At 68.6% G+C, this 20,346-nt stretch carries 20 protein-coding genes and 1 tRNA gene; 11 read left to right on the forward strand and 10 right to left on the reverse strand.

Annotated features, from left to right (window positions below):
• Positions 1-158 precede the first annotated feature (158 nt).
• The 4 genes from RS85_RS01420 to pepN all read right to left on the reverse strand — a co-directional run bounded on the left by RS85_RS01420 (position 159) and on the right by pepN (position 5,996).
• The gene (locus RS85_RS01420) at positions 159-1,817 is read right to left on the reverse strand and encodes an FAD-binding dehydrogenase (RefSeq protein WP_046011641.1); all 1,659 of its coding nucleotides are present in this window, start codon (positions 1,815-1,817) and stop codon (positions 159-161) included.
• Entirely contained in the window at positions 1,814-2,263 is a 450-nt protein-coding gene (locus RS85_RS01425) for a globin (protein WP_046011642.1), read from the reverse strand. Before RS85_RS01425 ends, RS85_RS01420 begins: the two co-directional genes overlap by 4 nt.
• Positions 2,260-3,333, reverse strand: a complete 1,074-nt coding sequence (locus tag RS85_RS01430; protein WP_052703272.1) for a mechanosensitive ion channel family protein — start codon at positions 3,331-3,333, stop codon at positions 2,260-2,262. The genes RS85_RS01425 and RS85_RS01430 overlap by 4 nt, the downstream gene beginning before the upstream one ends.
• A 92-nt stretch (positions 3,334-3,425) precedes the next feature.
• Entirely contained in the window at positions 3,426-5,996 is a 2,571-nt protein-coding gene (gene pepN, locus RS85_RS01435) for an aminopeptidase N (RefSeq protein WP_046011643.1), read from the reverse strand.
• A gap of 124 nt (positions 5,997-6,120) precedes the next feature.
• Here pepN and RS85_RS01440 point away from each other — a divergent pair, with 124 nt between their 5' ends.
• From RS85_RS01440 to RS85_RS01460, 5 genes are read left to right on the forward strand one after another with little or no spacing between them, the layout of a single operon-like run.
• Entirely contained in the window at positions 6,121-7,305 is a 1,185-nt protein-coding gene (locus tag RS85_RS01440; RefSeq protein ID WP_152642303.1) for a ferrochelatase, read from the forward strand.
• 39 nt (positions 7,306-7,344) lie between these two features.
• Entirely contained in the window at positions 7,345-7,830 is a 486-nt protein-coding gene (locus RS85_RS01445; RefSeq protein ID WP_046011645.1) for a ribose-5-phosphate isomerase, read from the forward strand.
• Between the two features lies 1 nt (position 7,831).
• Positions 7,832-8,830: an Fpg/Nei family DNA glycosylase gene (locus RS85_RS01450; protein ID WP_046011646.1), complete on the forward strand. Its 999-nt coding sequence runs from the start codon at positions 7,832-7,834 to the stop codon at positions 8,828-8,830.
• A gap of 41 nt (positions 8,831-8,871) precedes the next feature.
• Positions 8,872-9,513 carry an FMN-binding negative transcriptional regulator gene (locus RS85_RS01455; protein WP_046011647.1) on the forward strand — a complete coding sequence of 214 codons (642 nt, stop codon included), beginning with the start codon at positions 8,872-8,874 and terminating at the stop codon, positions 9,511-9,513.
• Positions 9,514-9,536: 23 nt separating this feature from the next.
• Complete coding sequence (locus RS85_RS01460; RefSeq protein ID WP_046011683.1) at positions 9,537-11,006, forward strand: amidohydrolase; 1,470 nt, start codon at positions 9,537-9,539, stop codon at positions 11,004-11,006.
• Between the two features lie 61 nt (positions 11,007-11,067).
• On the opposite strand, the gene RS85_RS01465 is transcribed toward RS85_RS01460, so the two are convergent.
• Positions 11,068-11,553, reverse strand: a complete 486-nt coding sequence (locus tag RS85_RS01465; protein WP_046011684.1) for a Dps family protein — start codon at positions 11,551-11,553, stop codon at positions 11,068-11,070.
• A 131-nt stretch (positions 11,554-11,684) separates the two neighbouring features.
• Here RS85_RS01465 and RS85_RS01470 point away from each other — a divergent pair, with 131 nt between their 5' ends.
• On the forward strand, positions 11,685-12,221 hold the full coding sequence (locus RS85_RS01470) for a gamma carbonic anhydrase family protein (RefSeq protein ID WP_046011648.1): 537 nt from the start codon (positions 11,685-11,687) through the stop codon (positions 12,219-12,221).
• Positions 12,222-12,251: 30 nt separating this feature from the next.
• A tRNA-Ile gene (locus tag RS85_RS01475) sits at positions 12,252-12,325 on the forward strand.
• A gap of 38 nt (positions 12,326-12,363) precedes the next feature.
• Here the strand turns inward: RS85_RS01475 and RS85_RS01480 are convergent.
• The 3 genes from RS85_RS01480 to RS85_RS01490 form a co-directional block, all read right to left on the reverse strand.
• The gene (locus RS85_RS01480) at positions 12,364-12,681 is read right to left on the reverse strand and encodes a DUF7882 family protein (RefSeq protein ID WP_046011649.1); all 318 of its coding nucleotides are present in this window, start codon (positions 12,679-12,681) and stop codon (positions 12,364-12,366) included.
• A gap of 143 nt (positions 12,682-12,824) precedes the next feature.
• Positions 12,825-13,784 (reverse strand): helix-turn-helix transcriptional regulator, encoded by a 960-nt coding sequence (locus tag RS85_RS01485; protein WP_046011650.1) that lies wholly within the window; start codon positions 13,782-13,784, stop codon positions 12,825-12,827.
• An 89-nt stretch (positions 13,785-13,873) separates the two neighbouring features.
• Positions 13,874-14,596 carry an exonuclease domain-containing protein gene (locus tag RS85_RS01490; RefSeq protein ID WP_046011651.1) on the reverse strand — a complete coding sequence of 241 codons (723 nt, stop codon included), beginning with the start codon at positions 14,594-14,596 and terminating at the stop codon, positions 13,874-13,876.
• 65 nt (positions 14,597-14,661) lie between these two features.
• Here RS85_RS01490 and RS85_RS01495 point away from each other — a divergent pair, with 65 nt between their 5' ends.
• Positions 14,662-15,561 carry an alpha/beta fold hydrolase gene (locus RS85_RS01495; RefSeq protein WP_046011652.1) on the forward strand — a complete coding sequence of 300 codons (900 nt, stop codon included), beginning with the start codon at positions 14,662-14,664 and terminating at the stop codon, positions 15,559-15,561.
• Here the strand turns inward: RS85_RS01495 and RS85_RS01500 are convergent.
• Positions 15,533-16,006: an Lrp/AsnC family transcriptional regulator gene (locus RS85_RS01500; protein ID WP_046011653.1), complete on the reverse strand. Its 474-nt coding sequence runs from the start codon at positions 16,004-16,006 to the stop codon at positions 15,533-15,535. The genes RS85_RS01495 and RS85_RS01500 overlap by 29 nt on opposite strands.
• Before the next feature lie 170 nt (positions 16,007-16,176).
• Here RS85_RS01500 and pdhA point away from each other — a divergent pair, with 170 nt between their 5' ends.
• From pdhA to RS85_RS01515, 3 genes are read left to right on the forward strand one after another with little or no spacing between them, the layout of a single operon-like run.
• On the forward strand, positions 16,177-17,292 hold the full coding sequence (pdhA, locus tag RS85_RS01505; RefSeq protein ID WP_046011685.1) for a pyruvate dehydrogenase (acetyl-transferring) E1 component subunit alpha: 1,116 nt from the start codon (positions 16,177-16,179) through the stop codon (positions 17,290-17,292).
• A gap of 2 nt (positions 17,293-17,294) precedes the next feature.
• Complete coding sequence (locus RS85_RS01510) at positions 17,295-18,305, forward strand: alpha-ketoacid dehydrogenase subunit beta (protein ID WP_046011654.1); 1,011 nt, start codon at positions 17,295-17,297, stop codon at positions 18,303-18,305.
• Positions 18,302-19,675, forward strand: coding sequence for a dihydrolipoamide acetyltransferase family protein (locus tag RS85_RS01515; protein WP_046011655.1), 1,374 nt, complete (start codon positions 18,302-18,304; stop codon positions 19,673-19,675). The genes RS85_RS01510 and RS85_RS01515 overlap by 4 nt, the downstream gene beginning before the upstream one ends.
• Here RS85_RS01515 and RS85_RS01520 read toward each other — a convergent pair.
• Positions 19,668-20,276, reverse strand: a complete 609-nt coding sequence (locus RS85_RS01520; RefSeq protein WP_046011656.1) for a TetR/AcrR family transcriptional regulator — start codon at positions 20,274-20,276, stop codon at positions 19,668-19,670. The two genes, RS85_RS01515 and RS85_RS01520, sit on opposite strands and share 8 nt — an antisense overlap.
• Positions 20,277-20,346: the final 70 nt, after the last annotated feature.

Raw genomic sequence — 20,346 nt, forward strand, 5'->3', positions numbered from 1 at the left:
ACAGGCGTCAGGGGTGCGTTAGCGTGAGTCACGAAGACCTCCGTGTGTGGAATGTGAGTGTGGTAACCCACATCCTGCCCGGAGGTCTTCGCTAACTCAGCCGTTCACAACGTCCCTGGGAAGAACAGCTAGCGGGCGCGGCCCGGGAGAACCCGCCTTTACTGGGAGGCGGCTCGACCAGCTTGTCGACCCGAGAAGAGGCAGCCGCCGAGGAACGTGCCCTCGAGCGCACGGTAGCCGTGCACGCCTCCGCCGCCGAAGCCGCTCGCTTCGCCGGCCGCGTACAGCCCAGGGATGACCGCTCCTGCCGCGTCGAGAGCGCGCCCGTCGAGGTCGGTGTTGATGCCGCCGAGCGACTTCCGTGTGAGCACGTGCAGCTTGACGGCGATGAGCGGCCCCGCGGCCGGATCCTGCAGGCGGTGCGGGACAGCGGTGCGGATGAGCTTGTCTCCACGATAGCTGCGCATCGAGCGCAGCATCCCGATCTGCGCATCCTTGGTGAAGTCGTTGTCCATCTCGCGGTCGCGCGCGACGATCTCACGACGGACGTTGTCGATGTCGAGAGTCTCTCCGCCCGGATGCCGCTGCATCTGCTCGAGGAGGGATTCGAGGTCGCTCTCGACGATGAAGTCCTCGCCCTCGTCGAGGAACGCCTGCACCGGACCGGTCGGTCCTTTCGCGAGGCGGGACTTCAGCAGGAGGCCGACGTCCTTCCCGGTGAGGTCGGGGTTCTGCTCACTGCCGGAGAGCGCGAACTCCTTCTCGACGATGCTCAGCGAGGTGACGAACCAGGAGTGGTCATGTCCGGTCGTGCGCAGGTGAGCCAGCGTGCCGAGGGTGTCGAAGCCAGGGAACAACGGCACCGGCAGGCGCGTCCCCGTCGCATCGAGCCACAGCGATGACGGACCGGGCAGGATGCGGATGCCGTGCAGCGGCCAGACCGGATCCCAGTTCGTGATGCCCTCGACGTAGTGCCACATCCGGTCGCCGTTGATCAGGCGGGCGCCAGCGGCGGCGCTCACGGCCTGCATGGAGCCGTCGACGTAGGCGGGTACTCCCGTGAGCATATGTTCCGGGGGTGTGCCGAGGCGCGATGGCCACGCCGCCCGCACCAGATCGTGGTTGCCGCCGATGCCGCCCGACGAGACGATCGTGGCTCCGGCGACGATCTCGAACTCTGCGATCACTTCGCGCGACGACTCTGCTCCACGAGCCGAGCCGCTCGTCGTCAGCACATCGCCGCGTGCTCCCGTGACGGTGCCATCCGTGATGATCAGCTCGGAAACGCGATGACGGGGGAGGACCGTGAGGCGCCCTTCGCGCTCACCCTGCTCGACGGCGGCGATGAACGGCGCGACGATACTGGGTCCGGTTCCCCAGGTGATGTGGAAGCGGGGGACCGAGTTTCCGGGCCCCAGAGCGCCGTATCCACCGCGCTCGGCCCAGCCCACGACAGGGAAGAACCCGACTCCCCGCTCACGCAGCCAGGACCGCTTCTCTCCCGCGGCGAACTGCAGATAGGCCTCCGCCCACCGCCGAGGCCATTCGTCCTCCGGGCGATCGAAAGCGGCGTTACCGAACCAGTCCTGCGTGGCCAGCTCCAGGGAGTCCTTGATGCCCAGACGCCGTTGCTCGGGGGAGTCGATGAAGAAGAGCCCGCCGAACGACCACCAGGCCTGCCCGCCCAGGTTCGTCCGGGGCTCCTGATCCACCACGATCACACGCCGCCCGGCCTCAAGGGCCTCCGCGGCGGCGACCAACCCGGACAGCCCCCATCCGATCACCAGGATGTCTGTGGACAGGGGCGTTGTCGTCATGAGGTCTCCGTTGATTCCTGACGTGATCGGGTATCGAGCGTGGGGCGTCCCTCGGACGTGGCGCCGATTCCCGACGGCTCGAATGTGTTCACCATGGCATAGGCGGCGCGCTCCAGATAGTCCCAGAGCGTGGATTCGTGCAGAGGCGACAACTGCGCCTCGTCCACAGCGGTCCGCATGTGGCGGAGCCAACGATCGCGGGCGTCCGGGTCGACGTGGAAGGGCATGTGGCGCATGCGCAGACGAGGATGCCCGCGGGTCTCGCCGTAGGTCGTCGGACCACCCCAGTACTGCTCGAGGAACATCAGCAGGCGATGCTCGGCGGGACCGAGATCATCCTCCGGGTACATCGGCTTGAGCACCGGGTCAAGGGCCACCTCGCGGTAGAACACCGACACGATCTTCGCGAACGTCTCGTGCCCGCCGACCTCGTCGTAGAAGGTCACTTCTGGGTGCTCCCGTCGTCGGACTGCTTCTTGCGGCGCCAGATGCCGCGGTCGGGGATGACCGGCACTCCGGTCACGGCGTTCGGGCGAGTCCTGGGCGGGTTGGCGCCACGAACTCGGCGAGCTCCGTCGAGACCGGTCGGCACGACATCGACCAGGCTCGGCACGGCGATCTCCTTCTCGATGAGCGCGGCGCGGAGCCGACGGCGCAGCTCCTGGGCGACGTCGTCCTTCGCATTGGCACGCGTCTTGACCACGATGCGGACGACGAGTGCCTCGCCGCCGACCGATTCGAGGCCCCACAGCTCGGGCTTCTCGACGATGCGCGTCCGCCACTTGGGATCCTTTGCCAGGCCCTGAGCGGTCTCGAGCATCGTGTGCTCGACCTGTTCCAGGTCCGAGTCGATCGGGACGCCGATATCGATGATGGCGCGAGCCCAGCCCTGCGACATGTTGCCGATGCGCGTGACCTCGCCGTTGCGCACGTACCAGAGCGTGCCGTTCACGTCGCGCACCTGGGTGATGCGCACGCTGACGTACTCGACCACGCCGCTCGCGAGTCCGAGATCGACGACATCGCCGATGCCGATCTGGTCCTCGGCGACGATGAACATGCCGTTGAGCACGTCCTTGACGATGTTCTGCGCGCCGAAACCGAGCCCTGCGCCGACGGCGGCGGTGAGCAGCGTCAGCGAGCCGAGGAGACTCGGGGAGAGGGCATTGACGACGAGCACGATCGCGATCACCACGAGCATCACGTTCACGATGTTCTGCAGGATGGTCCCGAGCGTGCGTGTGCGCTGGACGAGTCTCATATCGGCGAGCGGGGAACGCTCGAGGGCCTGTGTGTCGTCGACGGATGCCTTGTTCTTGGCGGTGTCGACGATGCGATGCACCACGCGGCGGATGACGACGCGCAGGATGAGCCCGATGACGACGCAGCTCACGATGATGATCGCGACGGCGAGGGCCTTCAGGCCCACATCGCGCAGCAGGAGGAGCATGTCCTCCCACCACTGGGGGAGGGGAGTCTCAGGCAAGGAATCCATGTCGTCGAAGGGAATCATCATCCCTTCCAGACTAGCGACCGGCCCTCTGCGCGGGCTGGACGCCGCGAGGGCTCGGCGACCTGTCGACCAGGTCGCCGAGCCCTCTCACCCGATCAGTCGTCGGCGTCGCGCGACTGCGCCGCGAGGGCGCGCTCCACGTCGGCGAGGTTCTCCAGGACGAGGCGACGCAGTGCCGGCGCGGCATCCTGGTTCGCGGCGAGCCAGCCGCGGGTCGCATCGCGCAGGGCGATGTCTGCGAGCGCCGTCGGGAACAGTCCGACGATGAGGTACTGGGCGATCTGATACGTGCGCGACTCCCAGACGGGGAGCAGCATGTCGAAGTACGCCGGAACGAACTCGGGCAGCGCCGCCGCACCGGCCGGGTGCACGAACCCGAGTGCGGCGGACCGCACGATCGTGTTCGGCGCATCGTCGCGTTCGATGAGCGACGCCCACGCTGCGCGCTTGGATGCGGCCTCCGGCAGCGAGGCCCGTGCCTGCGCGGCGAACTCGCCGCCCTTGGCGGTGTTGTCCGCGGCCAGCGCGGCGTCGATGGACGCAGCATCCGTCGCACCGATCGTGGCGAGGCCGACCAGCAGCTGCCAGTTCAGATCGGCGTCGATCTCGAGGCCGGGAAGGGTCTCCTCGCCGGAACGGAGTCGTCCGACGATGCCCGCGTGCTCGGGAGTGACCAGAGCGTTCGCGAAGGCAGTGACGAACTGGAGCTGGCTGTCGCTGCCGGGCTCCGCCGCCTCGGCGAGTGACCAGAGCCCGTCAGCGACCTTCAGGCGCGCAGCCTCGCGGTCCGCCGGTGCGACGTACAGCGTCGCCGCCGTGCGCAGCTGCGCCAGCGTCGTGCGGACGGTCGTGGACTCGGTCTCGCGGCCGATGTTGCCGAGGACGAGGTCGATGTAGTCGGATGCCGGCGTCTCGGCGTCGCGCGTCTGGTCCCAGGCGGCGCCCCATACCAGCGAGCGTGCCAGCGGGTCCTCGATGTCGGCGAGGTGGGCGATCGCGGTGGCGAGCGACTTCTCGTCGAGACGGATCTTCGCGTAAGCGAGATCGTTGTCGTTCAGCAGCACGAGGTCGGGGCGGGTGATGCCCTGCAGCTCCGGCACCTCGGTGCGGTCGCCGTCGACGTCGACCTCGACGTAGTGCGTGCGGGTGAGCGAGCCGGTGGCCAGCGTGTAGAAGCCGATGCCGAGGCGGTGGGGTCGGATCGTCGGATAGTCGGCCGGAGCCGTCTGCGTGATGGCGAATCGGGTGATCTTGCCGTCGCCTCCGTCGGCGATCACCGGTTCGAGCGTGTTGACGCCGGCCGTCTCCAGCCACTTCTTCGACCAGGTGCTGAGGTCGCGACCACTGGTGGCCTCGAGCTCGGAGAGCAGGTCGCTGAGCTCGGTGTTGCCCCACGAGTGCTTCTGGAAGTACTGCGAGACGCCACCGAAGAAGGCCTCGATGCCGACCCAGGCGGCGAGCTGCTTCAGCACGGAGCCGCCCTTGGCGTAGGTGATGCCGTCGAAGTTCACCTGCACGTCTTCGAGGTCGTTGATCTCGGCGACGATCGGATGCGTGGAGGGGAGCTGATCCTGGCGGTAGGCCCAGGTCTTCTCCATGGCGTTGAAGGTGGTCCACGCCTCGGTCCATTCGGTGGCCTCGGCCGTGGCGATCGTCGACGCCCACTCGGCGAACGATTCGTTCAGCCAGAGGTCGTTCCACCACTTCATCGTGACGAGGTCGCCGAACCACATGTGCGCGAGCTCGTGCAGGATCGTGACGACGCGGCGCTCCTTGACGGCGTCGGTCACCTTGCTGCGGAAAACGTACGACTCGGTGAACGTCACCGCGCCCGCATTCTCCATCGCGCCAGCATTGAACTCGGGCACGAAGAGCTGGTCGTACTTCGCGAACGGGTACGGCACGCCGAACTTCGATTCGAAGTACTCGAAGCCCTGCCGGGTCTTCTCGAAGATGTAGTCGGCGTCGAGGTGCTGCCAGAGGCTCTTGCGCCCGTAGACGCCGAGTGGGATCACTCGACCGGATGCGCTCGTGAGCTCGGAGAAGGTCGCCTCGTAGGGGCCGGCGACGAGAGCCGTGATGTAGGACGAGATGCGCGGCGTCGGCTCGAAGCCCCAGGTCGCGATGCTCTCGGTTCCTGAGCCGGCCGAAGGGTCGTGCACGATGGGCTCGGGCGTGGGGGAGTTCGAGACGACCTTCCACGCGGCGGGCGCGGTGACCGTGAACTGGAACGTGGCCTTCAGGTCGGGCTGCTCGAACACAGCGAACACCCGGCGCGAGTCCGGAACCTCGAACTGCGAGTAGAGGTAGACCTCGTCGTCGACGGGATCGACGAAACGGTGCAGTCCCTCGCCGGTGTTCGTGTACAGGCAGTCCGCGTCGACGACGAGCACGTTCTCGGCCTGGAGACCCGAGAGAGCGATGCGCGAGTCGGCGAAGACGTCATCAGGATCCAGCTGCTCGCCGTTGAGAGAGATCTCCCGCACCTCACGCGCGATGAGATCGACGAACGTGAAGCTGTCCGGGGTCGCATGGAAGCGCACGACGCTGCGGGAGCCGAAGACCTCGGGGCCCTTCGTCAGATCGAGGGCGACCTCGTACGACTGGGTGTCGATGACGTCGCGGCGCTCCTGCGCTTCGATGCGGGTGAGGTTCTCTCCAGGCACAGATGTACTCCCAGGGGTGAGGGGATGTCACCGGGAGTGGGCGCAGTTGGCACCCACGGCAACCCTGACAGCCTACGCCAGAGCAACGGCCGCCCTCACTCCGCAGAGGTGAAAGGATGAGAGGGTGACTGTGACCGAGCCGAACACCGTTCTCTTTGCCTCGCCCGCCGCTGCCGGCGGCGCACCCTTCGTGACGACGCCGGTCGCGTATGACGGCATCCTGCTGGCGGGCTTCGGCGGGCCGGAGGGGCAGGACGACGTGATCCCCTTCCTCCGCAACGTGACCCGCGGGCGCGGCATCCCGGACGAGAGGCTGGAGGAGGTCGCGCACCACTACCGCCACTTCGGCGGCGTCAGCCCGATCAACGGTCAGAACCGCATCCTCAAGGAAGCGCTGGAGGCGGAGCTCGCCGCCCGCTCGATCGACCTTCCGGTCTACTGGGGCAACCGCAACTGGGCGCCGTATCTGGACGAAGTGGTGACCGAAGCCTCTGCGCAGGGCCACACGACTCTTCTCGCCTTCGCGACCAGCGCCTACAGCTCGTTCTCCAGCTGCCGGCAGTACCGCGAGGATTTCGCGCGGGTGCTGCACGACACGGGCCTCGGCGAGACCGTGACGATCGACAAGATCCGTCCGTTCTACGATCACCCCGGTTTCGTGGAGGCTTTCGAGACGGGCGTGCGCGAGGCGGTCGAAGGATTCCTGGCGGACGGGATCGCCGCCGCAGACATCCAGATCCTGTTCTCCACGCACAGCATCCCGACCGCCGATGCGGAGCGCTCCGGCGCACGAGACATCGAGTGGGGCGAGGGCGGCGCCTACGCGGCACAGCACCTGGCCGTCGCCGCCTGGGTCATGGACCGTGTGCGCGCGACCGTGCCCGCGGCTGCCGACGTCTCCTGGGAGCTCGTCTACCAGTCGCGTTCGGGCCCTCCGACCCAGCCGTGGCTCGAGCCGGACGTGTGCGACGTGATCGAGGAACTCCCGTCCCGCGGACGCAAGGCCGTCGCCGTGGTCCCCGTGGGATTCATGAGCGATCACATGGAGGTGCTCTGGGACCTCGACACCGAGGCGGCCGAGGCGGCGGAGGAGGCGGGTCTCGCTTTCATCCGCACCCCGACTCCCGGCGTCTCTCCTGCCTTCGTGGCCGGCATCGTCGACCTGATCGAGGAGCGTCTGCAGGGACGACCGAACGAGGAGCGTCCGCACGTCACCTCGCTCCCCGGCGGTTTCGACGTCTGCCGCCCCGGGTGCTGCGAGAACATCCGCGCAGGGTTCAAGCCCGCGGCCGCCGGCGTCGCGCCCTGACCTCCCGCCGCGGCCTCCGCCGCTTCTAGGATGGGACCCATGCGCATCCACATCGCCACGGATCATGCCGGGCTCGACTTCTCGACGCAGCTGCAGGACCACCTGCGCACGGCCGGACACCACGTCATCGACCACGGTCCGGTCGTCTACGACGCGGTCGACGACTATCCGGCGTTCTGCATCCGCGCGGCGCAGGCGGTCGCCGCCGACCAGACGGCGGGCGTCGAGGCGCTCGGCATCGTCTTCGGCGGGTCAGGGAACGGCGAGCAGATCGCGGCGAACAAAGTGCGCGGCGTCCGTGCAGCCCTGGTGTGGAACCTGTCGACCGCAGAGCTCGCTCGTCAGCACAACGATGCCAACGTCATCTCGATCGGCGCGCGCCAGCACTCGTACGACGAAGTGACCGCGCTGATCGATCGGTTCATCGCGACACCGTTCTCCGACGAGGAGCGCCACGTCCGCCGGATCGCACAGATCGCGGACTTCGAGCGCGACGGGTCCCTCCTTCCGGACCCGAGGGCCTGAGATGCCCGAGGGGCATTCCGTCCACCGGATCGCACGCCAGTTCGATCGCAACTTCGTCGGCAAGGTACTCCGTGCCTCGAGCCCGCAGGGCCGTTTCGCCGAGGGCGCAGCGGTGCTCGACGGGCGCGAGGCGGTCAGCGTGAAGGCCGTCGGCAAGCAGATGTTCCTCGAGGCAGAGGGCGACGTGTGGCTGCGCGTGCATCTCGGGCTTTACGGCGCCTGGGACTTCGCGGGTGAGATCCTTCTCGACCCCACGATCGCCTCCGCCAACGGCAGGATGGGGCAGACCAACCAGCGCGGCACCGTGCTCGATGACGAGATCCTGGATGACGCGGGGGAGAACTCGCTCTCCTCGATCGGCGCCCCTCGTCGCGCACGCGTGCACGTGCGGATGTCGGAGCAGACCAAGGGCCTCGCGGATGAGGGCCTGGAGTGGCCGCCGCCCATCGTCGGCCAGGTTCGCCTGCGGCTCATGACCGACATCACAGCGGCCGACCTGCGTGGTCCGACGGCCTGCGTGCTGCAGACGCCGGATGAGATGCTTGCGACGGTCGCGAAGCTCGGCCCCGACCCGCTCGTCGGCGATCCCGTCGAGAACGAGGAGCGGTTCGTGCGGGCGGTGCGCAAGACCCAGACGGTGATCGCGCTGCTGCTCATGGATCAGTCCGTCGTGAGCGGCATCGGCAACGTCTATCGGGCGGAGATGCTCTACCGCCATCGGCTGAACCCGCACGCGCCGGGCCGCGACGTCCCGGAGGAGATCGTGCGCGCCCTCTGGCACGACTGGGTCCGGCTGCTGGCGATCGGCGTCGAGACAGGTCAGATGATGACCATGGACGACCTCTCGCCCGAGCAGTATCGCGCCGCCATGGCGAGCAGGGATGACCGTCACTGGGTCTACCATCGTGCGGGGCTTCCCTGCCGGGTGTGTGGCACCGAGATCGCTCTCGAGGAGATCGGCGCGCGCAAGCTCTATTGGTGCCCGCGCTGCCAGGCGTGACAGCAGCGCTCACGTCGCAGCATCCGCTCTAGGCTGATTCCATGCGACAGAATCCGAGCTTCACGCTGGCCGACGTCACCGAGATCCGTCGCGTCATCGAGGCGAATCCGTGGGCGACAGTGGTCAGCTCGAGCGACGACGGGCTCGTCGCCTCGCACTACGCGGTGCTGCTCGACGATGGCCGGGACGACCTGACCATCGTCGGGCACGTCGGCCGCCCCGACGATCTGATCCACGGGATCGGCGAGCGAGAGCTGCTCGTGATCTTCCAGGGTCCGCACGGCTACATCTCGCCCGGATGGTACGGCGACGTGCAGGCGGTGCCGACCTGGAACTACACCGCGGTGCATCTGTCCGGCGTTCCGGAGATCCTCAGCGACGAAGAGAACCTCGAAGTGCTGGATCGGCTGGTGGCCCGCTTCGAGGCTCGGATGCCGGATCCTCGGCTCATGTGGGAGCGGCCGAACGACCCTGCCTTCGTGCAACGACTGGCTGCCGGCACCGTCGGTTTCCGACTGACGCCGACGCGCGTCGTCGCGAAGCGCAAGCTGAGTCAGAACAAGCCGGCGGAGACGATCGAGACCGTGATCACTGCGCTGTACGAAGACGGGCCTTATGCCAACCCCGCGCTGGCAGCCGAGATGAGACGTGCGCAGGACGCGCGGACGGGAGCACGACGTTGACGGAACGGCATGCGGTGATCGGGATGGTGCGAGCGGTCCGGATCGCCGGCCCCGGTCGGGAGTTCCTGGCGGACGACGAGCCCGTCGACATCGTGATCGAAGGTGGTCGCATCGCCGACATCGCGCCGACCGGAGCGCTGCGCGCGCAGGGTGAGGTACTCGACGCCGGGGGAGCGTGGGCGGTTCCGGGCCTCTGGGACAACCACGTGCACACCGTGCAGTGGGCGCTCGCGACCGAGCGACTGCCGCTGCGAGCTGCCGGGACCGCGGCGGAGGCAGCCCGCCTGATGAGCACGGCGCCGACGCTTTCTGACGGACGGCGCGTCGGCACCGGCTTCCGCGACGCGCTATGGCCGGATCGCCCGACGCTCGAGCTCCTCGATGCCGCGACCGGAGCGGTGCCGACCTACCTGATCAACGCCGACGTGCACAGCGTGTGGCTGAACTCGTCGGCTCTCGCCCGTGAGGGATACCGCAGCGCCGACGGGATGCTGCGCGAGACCGACGCCTTCGAGATCTCCCGACGCCTGAATGCCGCCGATCCCCTGCACAGCGACCGCGCTGTGCAGAGCGCCGGCGAGCGAGCCGCGGCGCGGGGGATCACCGGGCTGGTCGACTTCGACATGGCCTGGAATGCCGACGCGTGGATTCGACGGCTCGACGCGGGGTTCGCCGAGCACCGCGTCGAGTTCGCGATGTACCCGTTCGACCTGGAGCGCGCGATCGCTGCCGGGTTGCAGACCGGTGATCTCCACGAGAACCGAGGGGTTCCGGAGGCAGCACGCGGTCTGGTGCGTGTCGGGTCGCTCAAGGTGATCACCGACGGCTCCCTGGGCACTCGGACCGCGGCATGCTCGCACGCCTATCCCGGCGACCCCGAGAACTTCGGGATGCTGACGGTTCCGCCCGAGGCACTCGTCGAGTTGCTGACCCGTGCTACGGGCGGCGGACTGGCGGTCGCCGTCCATGCCATCGGCGACCGCGCCACGACGGCCGCGCTCGACGCCTTCACGATCGCCGGCGCCGTGGGCACCATCGAACACGCACAGCTCGTGCGTCATGCCGACCTCGCCCGGTTCGCGCGGCTCGGCATCATCGCGAGCGTGCAACCCCAGCATGCCGTCGACGACCGCGATCTCGTCACCATGCACTGGGCGGAGCAGACCGCGATCAGCTATCCGCTCGCCTCGCTGCGCAACGCGGGTGCGGAGCTGCGATTCGGCTCGGATGCACCCGTCGCGGACCTCGACCCGTGGCAGGCGATCGCCGCGGCCGTGACGCGCACCGACGATGAGCGGGCGCCGTGGCATCCGGAGGAGGCGGTGACCGTCGATCAGGCGATCGAGGCGAGCGTGCGCTCGTCCCTCCGCCCGGGGGAGCCCGCCGACATCGTGCTCTGCGGCGAGGATCCGCACGCGATGTCGCCGAGCCGGCTTCGCGACATGCTCGTGGACGCGACACTGCTCGCCGGCCGTGTGACGCACGCGAGGTAACGTCGCGCAGGCGCGAAAAGGGGCGGACCCGAGAACTCGGGCCCGCCCTTCCCTTGCTGCGTCAGGCGGCGATGTGCGAGACGAGGAACCAGCGGTCCTTGTCGAGGCCGCGCTGGATCTCGATCGCGACGTCCTGGCTCGTCAGATCGACCTCGTCGAGGCCGTCGACTGCTGCGCGGACGTCGACGAGGATCGCGTCGATGTCGGCGATGACGGCCCGGATGAGCTCATCGGACTGTGTGAAGCCGGCGGGGACGCCCGTGGCACCCGCCTTCGCGGCGACGGCGCTCACACGTGCATCGATCGGGAGGCCGAGGGCGACGATGCGCTCCGCGGCGGTGTCGGCGAAATCGCCTGCGTGGGCGACGATCGTGTCGAGCAGCTCGTGGACGCCGACGAAGTTCGCGCCGCGGACATGCCAGTGCGCCTGCTTGCCGTTGACGGTGAGGGCCTGGAGGCCGAGCACCACGGGGGAGAGGAACTGCGCCGCAGCGGCGGCGACGGTCGGGTCGATGGCGGTGGTGGAAACGGTCTGTGCCTTGCTCATCTTGTGCTCCTCCGGGAGGGAAATCTCGTATCTGTCGAACACAACGCTACTCACGCTCAGACATTCCGCAAGCAAGCTGAGGCTGGGCTCACTTCCGCGAGATTCCGCGGGAGTGAGGGTAGTCTCACCTCATGACCATCGCCGCCGGAGCATCCGTTCTCGCCCTGCCGAACAGCGTCCCGTCGATCGATGAGTCGGCGTTCGTCGCGGACGGGGCGAGGATCATCGGGAACGTGACCCTCGGCGCCGACGCCAGTGTCTGGTACAACGCCGTCCTGCGCGGCGACTCCGCCGCCATCCATATCGGTACGGGCAGCAACGTGCAGGACAACGTCTCGATCCACGTCGATGCCGGGCACCCCGTCACCGTGGGAGCCCAGGTGTCGATCGGCCACAACGCGGTGGTGCACGGCTGCACGATCGGGGACGGCTCGCTCATCGGGATGGGCTCCGTGATCCTCAGCGGCGCCGTGATCGGCGAGGGCTGCCTGATCGCGGGCGGTGCAGTGGTGCTCGGCGGGACGGAGATTCCGGCCGGATCCCTCGTCGCCGGCGTGCCCGCGAAGGTACGCCGGGTGCTCACCGACGACGAGCGCGCGGGTCTGATCGCCAACGCCGACATCTACCTTGAACACCTCCGCACCCACTCCGCAGCGTCTCCGGCATGAGCGCGCCGGCCGCTAGGCTGGAACGCGTACGGGGCGGTGGCCAAGCTGGTTAAGGCAGTGGGCTCATAACCCAACGATCGCGGGTTCAAGTCCCGCCCGCCCTACCGAGACCCGTGGTCCGACGTCTTTCCGCGTGCTGCGGTCAGTCCGTGGTCGCGCTCTCGAGGTGCTCCTCGACGAGGGTGATGCCGCCGCTGGAGTTCGCGGAGAGCGCGAGGTCTTCGATCCACTTCCTGCTGAGCTCGGGCGTCTCGGGTTCCTGGAACACGAAGCGCAGCGGAATGGAGGGGTGCAGCCACAGTGTCGAGCGGCCCGGGGCGTCGCCTTCGGGGTGCCGCCAGGAGAGCGTGAAGCTCTCGTTTCGACGGAGCTTGGTCGCGATGACGACCTTCAGGTGGGCGAGCGCGCGATCCTCGATCTGGATCGGGTCATGGGCGTCACCGTAGTAGAGGCTGCCCATTCGTCAGCAGGCGTCTCGAGAGATGGCGGGCGCGTGGCTCATGGAACTCCTCGGGAGGCGTGCGGGCGGGCCGGGTAGGCCAGGGGATACCTGAACCCTATCCAACGGCCGCCGATGAGCCATCCGACTCCGACGAACCGCCGTCACACGCGAACATACTCTTCGCCTGTCGTCCCCCTTCGAAGTGGTTCGATCGAGGCGGACGGCGCGACACCGTGCGCGGCCCGATACGCGGCGATGAAACGGGACGGATGGCTGAAGCCCCAGCGGCGCGCGATCGCGCGGATGGATGCCGCCTCGCCCCGCTCGATTTCTCTGCGGGCGCCGTCCAGGCGGGCCTGACGCAGAGCCTCGGTGGGGGTGATGTCGAGAGCACGGCGGAACGCGTACTGGAGGCCTCTCGTCGAGATGAACGACGCGCGCGCGACATCGTCGATCGTGATCGGCAGATGCGCGTTCTCCTCGATGAACGAGAGGGCACGACGCACCGTCAACGGCGCCGACGAACGCTGGGGGGAACGCGTCATCGCCTCGGCCAGGGTGGTCGAGAACGTCGAGAGGGTCGTGAGCAGCGCGTGTCGCTCGAACTCCGCGAGCAGGAGGCGGTCGTCGCTCGACTCGCCCCCGAGCGAATCGTCGAGGTAGCGGAACATGCGCTCCCATTGGGTGGCTGCGGCGGTCGTCCGGGGTGCGAGGCCGGTCGCGCGCAACTCGACGTCGTCGTCTCCGGTGAACTGGCGGGCGCGCTCCTGCGCGGCGTCACGATCGAACACCAACGCGCGGACCCGCGCCGAGCGGTTCCACTGCGCCTGCACGCGCGTTCCGTCGGTGAGCCAGGGCAATCGAGCGTCGAGGTTCTGTCGGTCCGACCAGAGACGCACATCGGGGGAGTCCACGCGGCAGACCAGCAGCTGATCGTGCGGTTCCGCGGTGGAATGCACCTGCGCGGCGAGGTCGTAGTGGACCAGAGTCGCGGTTCCGAGCTCGGCCGCTCGCCAGTCGAAACGGAATCGCTGCGGATCGACCTTCTGAAGCGCCGCCGACGGGACGTACTGCTGCCAGGTGGACTCCACGTCGTCGACGTTCCTGGACGTGAACTGCATCGCCCGCTTCCTCCTCACGGCGCGCTGACACGGCACCACTGTGGAGATTAGTCGAACATTCCGACATCCAAGAAAGTCGACGGGAGGGGTCAGTCGCGCGGGGGAGCCCCGCGCACCGGCCACGTGCCGTCGAGCCTCTCCTCGGGCTCGAGGCGACCGACGCTGATGAAGTACTCCGTGAGACTCGCTGCCTGAGAGCGTGCCCAGCCGATCTGGCGGCTGTGCAGTTCGATCAGTGTCTCGGGAAGCGTGAATTGCCGAGCGAGCGCCTGAGCGACGCGGCCGGCGGCGATCGCATCGGCGGACGCCTCGTGCGCTCCGGCGAGCGGAACCGCGTAGTGCTGGGCGACGACCTCGAGCGTGCGTTTGCCGCGGCGATAGCGGTCGAAGGCCTTGTCGATGACGAATGGGTCGATGACGGGCGAGGGGTCGGCGAGAGGCTCGATGCCGTGCCGCGCCGCCTCATGGGCGAGGAGAGAGAAATCGTAGGACGCGTTGTAAGCGACGACCGGAACGCCCTGGGCCAGCAGCGACCTCAGCGCCGCGGTGACTTCGCGCACCACCTCCCGCGCCGCACGCCCATGCGCGCGGGCGTGCGCAGTGCTGATGCCATGGATCGCTGCGGCGCCATCGGGGATGGGGATGCCGGGATCGGCCAGCCACGTGCGGGCCGCGATCTCCCATCCCTCCGCATCGAGGACGCCGACGTGCGCCGTGACGACGCGGTCTTCGGCGACGTCGATGCCGGTCGTCTCGAGATCGAAGACCGCGACGCGGCGGAGCCAGGCGGGAAGCGCGGGACCGGGTGACATGCCCTCACGGTAGATCCGCCCTCGGACATTCCGGAGCGACGGTCGACGGCTCGTAGACTCGGAGGATGACCGTTCCCTCGCCCTACGCCGACCGCCTCCGTCGTCTTCCGGTGGAGCGGCACGAGGTCGCCGTCCGGGGCGGCATGACCGCGTACTGGGTGTACGGACCGGCGGATGCCGAGACGACGGTCGTCGCCGTGCACGGCTTTCGTGGCGAGCACCATGGCCTGGAGCCCGTCCTCGCGTATCTTCCCGACATCCGTGTCATCGCGCCCGACCTGCCGGGCTTCGGCGAGACCGCACCGCTGCCCGGACGCACGCACGACCTGGATGAGTACGCGGCGTGGCTCACCGACTTCGCGGCCGCGGTCGCCCCCGGCGCCGTCATCCTCGGCCATTCCTTCGGGTCGATCGTCACGGCCGCCGCGGTGGCCGGAGGCCTCGTGACACCGCGGCTCATCCTGCTCAACCCGATCGGCGCACCGGCGCTGGAGGGCCCGAAGGGGCTCATGACACGCCTCGCCGTCCTCTACTACGCACTCGGAGCCCTCCTTCCGGAGCGACTCGGAACCGCGCTGCTCCGGAACCGCGTGATCGTCCGGGTGATGAGCATCACGATGGCGAAGACGAAGGATGCCGCGCTCCGGCGCTTCATCCATGATCAGCACGACACCTACTTCTCACGGTTCTCCGACCGCGATGTGCTGCGCGACGCTTTCGTCGCGAGCGTCTCGCACGACGTGCGCGAGTTCGCCGACGACATCCATGTGCCGACGCTCCTCGTGGCCGCCGAACGCGACGACATCACGCCGATCGAGGCGGAGCGCGTCCTGGCGACGCAGTTCGACGACGCGACTCTCGTGGAGATCGCCCACGTCGGGCACCTCATCCACTATGAGACGCCGGCGGAGGCCGCCGGAGCGATACGCCGTTTCCTCAGGATTCCCGCCGCGCGAGGCCGATGAGCCCGGCCACACGGAACGGGATCACCTCGCCCATCGCGAGCGAGGTCTCGGTCCGCTCGACGCCCTCGATCGAGAGGATCCGCGCGTCGGTGTCGAACAGGTGCCTGGCATCTCGGCAGGCGACGCGGGCGAGCAGGTCGATGGAGCCGCTGAGGCCGTGCGCCTGGACGATCTCCGGGATGCGCGCGAGTTCGTTGATGATGCGCGGCAGCTCGGGCTGACGGACTCCGATGTTCACGAACGCCTGGAGCGGGAAGCCGAGCACGTCCGGAGAGAACGAACGCTCGTAGGAGAGCAGGACGCCGGTCTGCTCCAGACGCGACATACGGGCCTGGATGGTGTTGCGGGAGAGCCCGAGATTCTCGGCGAGCGCGACGATCGTGATGCGGGGATCGCTCGCCAGGGCGGCGAGGAGTTCGAGATCGATGCGGTCCAGTCCGGGCATAGTGCCAAACCCTAGCAGCCCCCTCGACGGTGAAATTGAGCAACATGCTCAAGAGCTCTGCAATTGCTTGAGCGAGGTGTTGACCAGACGTAACCTCGGAGCATGCCGGTGATGACGCCGGCGCCAGCGCGAGCGCCTCACGAGGGCCGCTGATGACTTGGAGGACGATGATGTCACCGCAGATCACGCCTATCGCCGACACCGCACAGGATCTCGAGCTCTCCGAACGCATCCTCGCACCCGACGGCTCGCGCCTTGCGAACCCCCGGCTCGACCCGTTCGTGACCGACGTCGACGCCGCTCAGCTGCGCGCTCTCCACCGCGACATGGTCATCCTGCGACGCATCGACGCCGAAGGCGTGGCGCTCCAGCGTCAGGGGCAGCTCGGTCTCTGGGCACCGTGCCAGGGCCAGGAGGCCACCCAGATCGGCACCGCCCGTGCGCTCGCGCCGCAGGACTACGTCTTCCCGAGCTATCGCGAGACCGGAGTCATCTACGCGCGCGGCGCCGGGCCCGGCGACTACGTGAGGATGTGGCGCGGCGAGGAGGGTGCGGGGCACGACCCGGCCGCGCTCCGGGTGGCGCCGTTGCAGATCATCATCGGCGCACAGACGCTCCACGCGGTCGGCTATGCCCTCGGCATCCGTCACGAGGGTGTCGACGAGGTCGCCGTGACCTACTTCGGCGACGGCGCCACGAGCCAGGGCGACGTCAACGAGGCCATGATCTTCGCCTCCTCCTACCAGGTGCCGGTCGTGTTCGTCTGCCAGAACAACCACTGGGCGATCTCCGAGCCGGTGGCCGTGCAATCGCAGTTCCCCATCGCGGGCCGCGCGCCCGGGTTCGGCATCCCCAGCCTGCGTGTGGACGGCAACGACGTGCTCGCCTGCATGGCGGCGATGCGCTGGGCGCTGGATCACGCCCGTTCCGGCAAGGGGCCGGCCTACATCGAGGCCGTGACCTATCGCATGGGCCCGCACACCACCGCCGACGATCCCACGCGCTACCGCGATGAGGCCGAACTCGACTCCTGGCGGCGCCGCGACCCGATCGCACGGCTCGAGGAGTACCTCCGCACGGCAGGGGAGTTCAGCGACGAGCACGTCGCTGAGACCCAGGCGGCAGCGGATGCCGTCGCCAAGGAGATGCGCGCCGCCTGCCTCGGCATGGTGACGCGCCCGCCGCTGGCCGTCTTCGACGGCGTCTACGCCGAGCCGCACACCGGTCTCGAGCGGCAGCGCGACGAATACGCCGCGTACCTCGCGACGTTCGACGTGGAGGCGTGACCATGACGGAGATGTCTCTCGGCAAGGCGCTCGGCGCAGGACTCCGCCAGGCGATGCGCGACGACGACAAGGTCGTCCTCCTCGGAGAGGACATCGGCAAGCTGGGTGGCGTGTTCCGGATCACGGACGGTCTGCTGGACGAGTTCGGTGCCGCTCGCGTCATCGACACCCCGCTCGCCGAGTCCGGAATCGTCGGAATGGCGGTCGGCCTCGCCTTCCGGGGATACCGCCCGGTCGTCGAGATCCAGTTCGACGGTTTCGTGTACCCCGCCTTCGACCAGATCGTCGCGCAGGTCGCGAAGCTCCACTACCGCACGCAGGGCCGGGCGAAGATGCCGATCACGATCCGGATCCCATGGGCCGGCGGCATCGGCGCTGCGGAGCACCACTCTGAGTCGCCGGAAGCATATTTCGTGCACACCGCCGGGCTGCGCGTCATCGCGGTGTCCAACCCGGAGGACGCCTATCGCAGCCTTCGGCAGGCCATCGCCAGCGACGATCCGGTCATCTTCTTCGAGCCGAAGCGGCTCTACCACCACAAGGGCGAGGTCGATCTCGAGGCGCCGCTCGCCGACGCCTCGCCGATGGGGCTGGCTCGCGTCGTGCGCTCGGGGACGGATGCCACGCTGATCACTTACGGCGCGATGGTCTCCACGGCACTGCAGGCGGCGGATGCCGCGGAGGACGAAGGCATCTCGCTCGAGGTGATCGACCTGCGCTCGCTCTCGCCCGTCGACTACGACTCGGTCGCAGCGTCGGTACGGAAGACCGGTCGCGTCGTCGTCGCCCACGAGGCGTCCCGCGAGGCGGGCGTGGCGGCGGAGGTCATCGCGAGCATCACCGAGCGCTGCTTCGAGTACCTCGAGTCCGCACCGCTCCGGGTGACCGGGCACGACATCCCCTACCCGCCGGCCAAGCTCGAGAAGTACCACCTGCCCGACCTCGACCGCCTGCTCGACGCGGTCGACCGCGTGCTCGATCGGCCGAACAGCCTGACGGGAGCAGAGGCATGAACGCCGAGTTCCGCCTGCCCGACCTCGGTGAAGGACTCACCGAGGCCGAGGTCGTGCAATGGCTCGTCGCCCCGGGCGACGCGGTGGCCTTGAACCAGACCCTCGCCGAGGTCGAGACGGCGAAGGCCATCGTCGAGCTGCCTTCGCCCTACGAGGGCACGGTCGCGACACTGCACGCCGAAGCGGGCCAGACGGTCGCCGTCGGCGCCCCGCTGATCGACTTCGATGTGCACGGCGACGACGCACCCGAGGCGAAGGGCGACGCAGGCGAGAAGGCACAGCCGAACCTGGTCGGGTATGGAGCCGCTCCTTCGACGGGCGGACGTCCTGCCCGTCGTGCGCGGCGGAGCGGCGCGACCGTCGCCGCTGCGGACACCGCCGTTCTCGAAGCAGCCCCGCACGATGCGCGCCCGGCGGCCAGCACCGAGACGGTCGTCGAGCGGCCGCGATCCACGCCGCCGGTCCGTGCGTACGCCAAGCGACTCGGCATCGACCTGGTGCTCGTCGCGGCAGAGGTAGGGGATCGGGTCATCACCCGCAACGACGTCGATGCGTACGCGCAGCGTGTGGGAACATCCCCGGCGGCCGAGGCGACGACGGCATCCGAAGTGGCCGACACCGTGGCGCCCGCCTCACCGGCGGCTCTCTTCGACGCCGGTGCCCGCGGCGAACGCGAGACGCGCATCCCGATCCGGGGCGTCCGCAAGCACACGGCGGCGGCGATGGTGCAGAGTGCGTTCACCGCCCCCCACGTCACGGTCTTCCATACGGTCGACGTGACGGCGACGATGGACCTGCTCGCCAGCCTCCGCGAGGATCGCTCGCTCAGCGAACACCGGATCGGCCCCCTCGCGGTCGTGGCGAAGGCGGTCTGCCTCGCTCTCGGCCGCACACCGGGGCTCAACTCCCGCTGGGATGAGGCGGCCGGGGAGATCGTCCAGCACAACTTCGTCGATCTCGGCATCGCCGCAGCAACCGATCGGGGCCTCATCGTCCCGAACATCCGCGATGCGGACCGCATGAGCCTGACCGGGCTCGCGACTGCACTGAAGTCGCTCGCCGAGACGGCGCGCTCGGGAAAGACCTCGCCGGCCGAGCTCGCCGGCGGTACGTTCTCGATCTCCAACATCGGCGTCTTCGGCGTGGATGCCGGGACGCCGATCCTGCCGCCGGGACAGTCCGGCATCCTCGCCGTCGGTGCCGTGCGCCGGCAGCCCTGGGAGTACCGCGGCGAGATCGCTCTTCGTCAGATGATGACGCTGAGCCTCTCGTTCGATCACCGGCTCGTCGACGGCGCCGAGGGCGCCCGCTTCGTCAAGGACGTTGCCGACATCCTGCAGGAGCCGGGTCGCGCGATGCTGTTCAGCTAGGGGCGCGGAGCGCGGCATCCGCCATCGCGACGAGCACGCTCGCGGTGGCGGCATGCCGACGCGATGCGGCTCGCGTGCTGTGTGGCGTTGAGTTGATGAGTCCGAAGCACGCCTGGACCCGCAACCGCAGCTCGTCGTGGTCGCCGGCGTCGAGTTCACCCGGGTGGAGAGGGGCCAGAGCGTCCATCCACAGCTCGATGTACGCACGCTGCAGGCGGCGCACCTCCGCCCGGTCGCTCTCCGCGAGATGCGCGACATCGCGGTCCTGCACCTGGATCACCTCGGCGTTGCCGAGCGCGAAGTCCACGTGGAAACGGATCAGTGCCTGCATCCGCTCATCGGGTGTGGCGGCAGTCTCGGAGACGCTCCGACCGCCGGAGATGAGATCCTGGCTGACCTTCACGAGCACGGAGCCGAGGAGCGCCTGCTTGCCCGCGAAATGACGGTACACCGCAGGGCCGGACACGCCCACGGCTGCGCCGATGTCCTCGAGACTCACCCCGGTGTATCCGCGCTCGGCGAAGAGCCGAGCGGCGGCGTGAAGGATCGCGCCGGAGCGCTCGGCCTTCGCGCGGTCTCGTGCGGTGACCGGGCTTGTCATCTCAGTTAATCCTCGCTAACCTGAATCAACGGGTTAGTGAACACTAACCGAGAATGCGTGCACCGCGCCA

The organism is Microbacterium sp. SA39 (assembly GCF_000967865.1).
In the GTDB taxonomy this organism is placed as follows: domain Bacteria; phylum Actinomycetota; class Actinomycetes; order Actinomycetales; family Microbacteriaceae; genus Microbacterium.

Excerpts from the sequence above, each read along its gene's own strand:
- RS85_RS01455 (WP_046011647.1), top strand. The coding sequence starts at position 8,872 with ATGCGACAGAATCCGAGCTTCACGCTGGCCGACGTCACCGAGATCCGT.
- pdhA (WP_046011685.1), top strand. The coding sequence starts at position 16,177 with ATGTCACCGCAGATCACGCCTATCGCCGACACCGCACAGGATCTCGAG.
- RS85_RS01495 (WP_046011652.1), top strand. The coding sequence starts at position 14,662 with ATGACCGTTCCCTCGCCCTACGCCGACCGCCTCCGTCGTCTTCCGGTG.
- RS85_RS01515 (WP_046011655.1), top strand. The coding sequence starts at position 18,302 with ATGAACGCCGAGTTCCGCCTGCCCGACCTCGGTGAAGGACTCACCGAG.
- RS85_RS01490 (WP_046011651.1), bottom strand. The coding sequence starts at position 14,596 with ATGTCACCCGGTCCCGCGCTTCCCGCCTGGCTCCGCCGCGTCGCGGTC.
- RS85_RS01420 (WP_046011641.1), bottom strand. The coding sequence starts at position 1,817 with ATGACGACAACGCCCCTGTCCACAGACATCCTGGTGATCGGATGGGGG.
- RS85_RS01450 (WP_046011646.1), top strand. The coding sequence starts at position 7,832 with ATGCCCGAGGGGCATTCCGTCCACCGGATCGCACGCCAGTTCGATCGC.
- RS85_RS01485 (WP_046011650.1), bottom strand. The coding sequence starts at position 13,784 with ATGCAGTTCACGTCCAGGAACGTCGACGACGTGGAGTCCACCTGGCAG.
- RS85_RS01460 (WP_046011683.1), top strand. The coding sequence starts at position 9,537 with ATGGTGCGAGCGGTCCGGATCGCCGGCCCCGGTCGGGAGTTCCTGGCG.
- RS85_RS01465 (WP_046011684.1), bottom strand. The coding sequence starts at position 11,553 with ATGAGCAAGGCACAGACCGTTTCCACCACCGCCATCGACCCGACCGTC.
- RS85_RS01520 (WP_046011656.1), bottom strand. The coding sequence starts at position 20,276 with ATGACAAGCCCGGTCACCGCACGAGACCGCGCGAAGGCCGAGCGCTCC.
- RS85_RS01470 (WP_046011648.1), top strand. The coding sequence starts at position 11,685 with ATGACCATCGCCGCCGGAGCATCCGTTCTCGCCCTGCCGAACAGCGTC.
- RS85_RS01430 (WP_052703272.1), bottom strand. The coding sequence starts at position 3,333 with ATGATGATTCCCTTCGACGACATGGATTCCTTGCCTGAGACTCCCCTC.
- RS85_RS01500 (WP_046011653.1), bottom strand. The coding sequence starts at position 16,006 with ATGCCCGGACTGGACCGCATCGATCTCGAACTCCTCGCCGCCCTGGCG.
- RS85_RS01510 (WP_046011654.1), top strand. The coding sequence starts at position 17,295 with ATGACGGAGATGTCTCTCGGCAAGGCGCTCGGCGCAGGACTCCGCCAG.
- RS85_RS01445 (WP_046011645.1), top strand. The coding sequence starts at position 7,345 with ATGCGCATCCACATCGCCACGGATCATGCCGGGCTCGACTTCTCGACG.
- RS85_RS01480 (WP_046011649.1), bottom strand. The coding sequence starts at position 12,681 with ATGGGCAGCCTCTACTACGGTGACGCCCATGACCCGATCCAGATCGAG.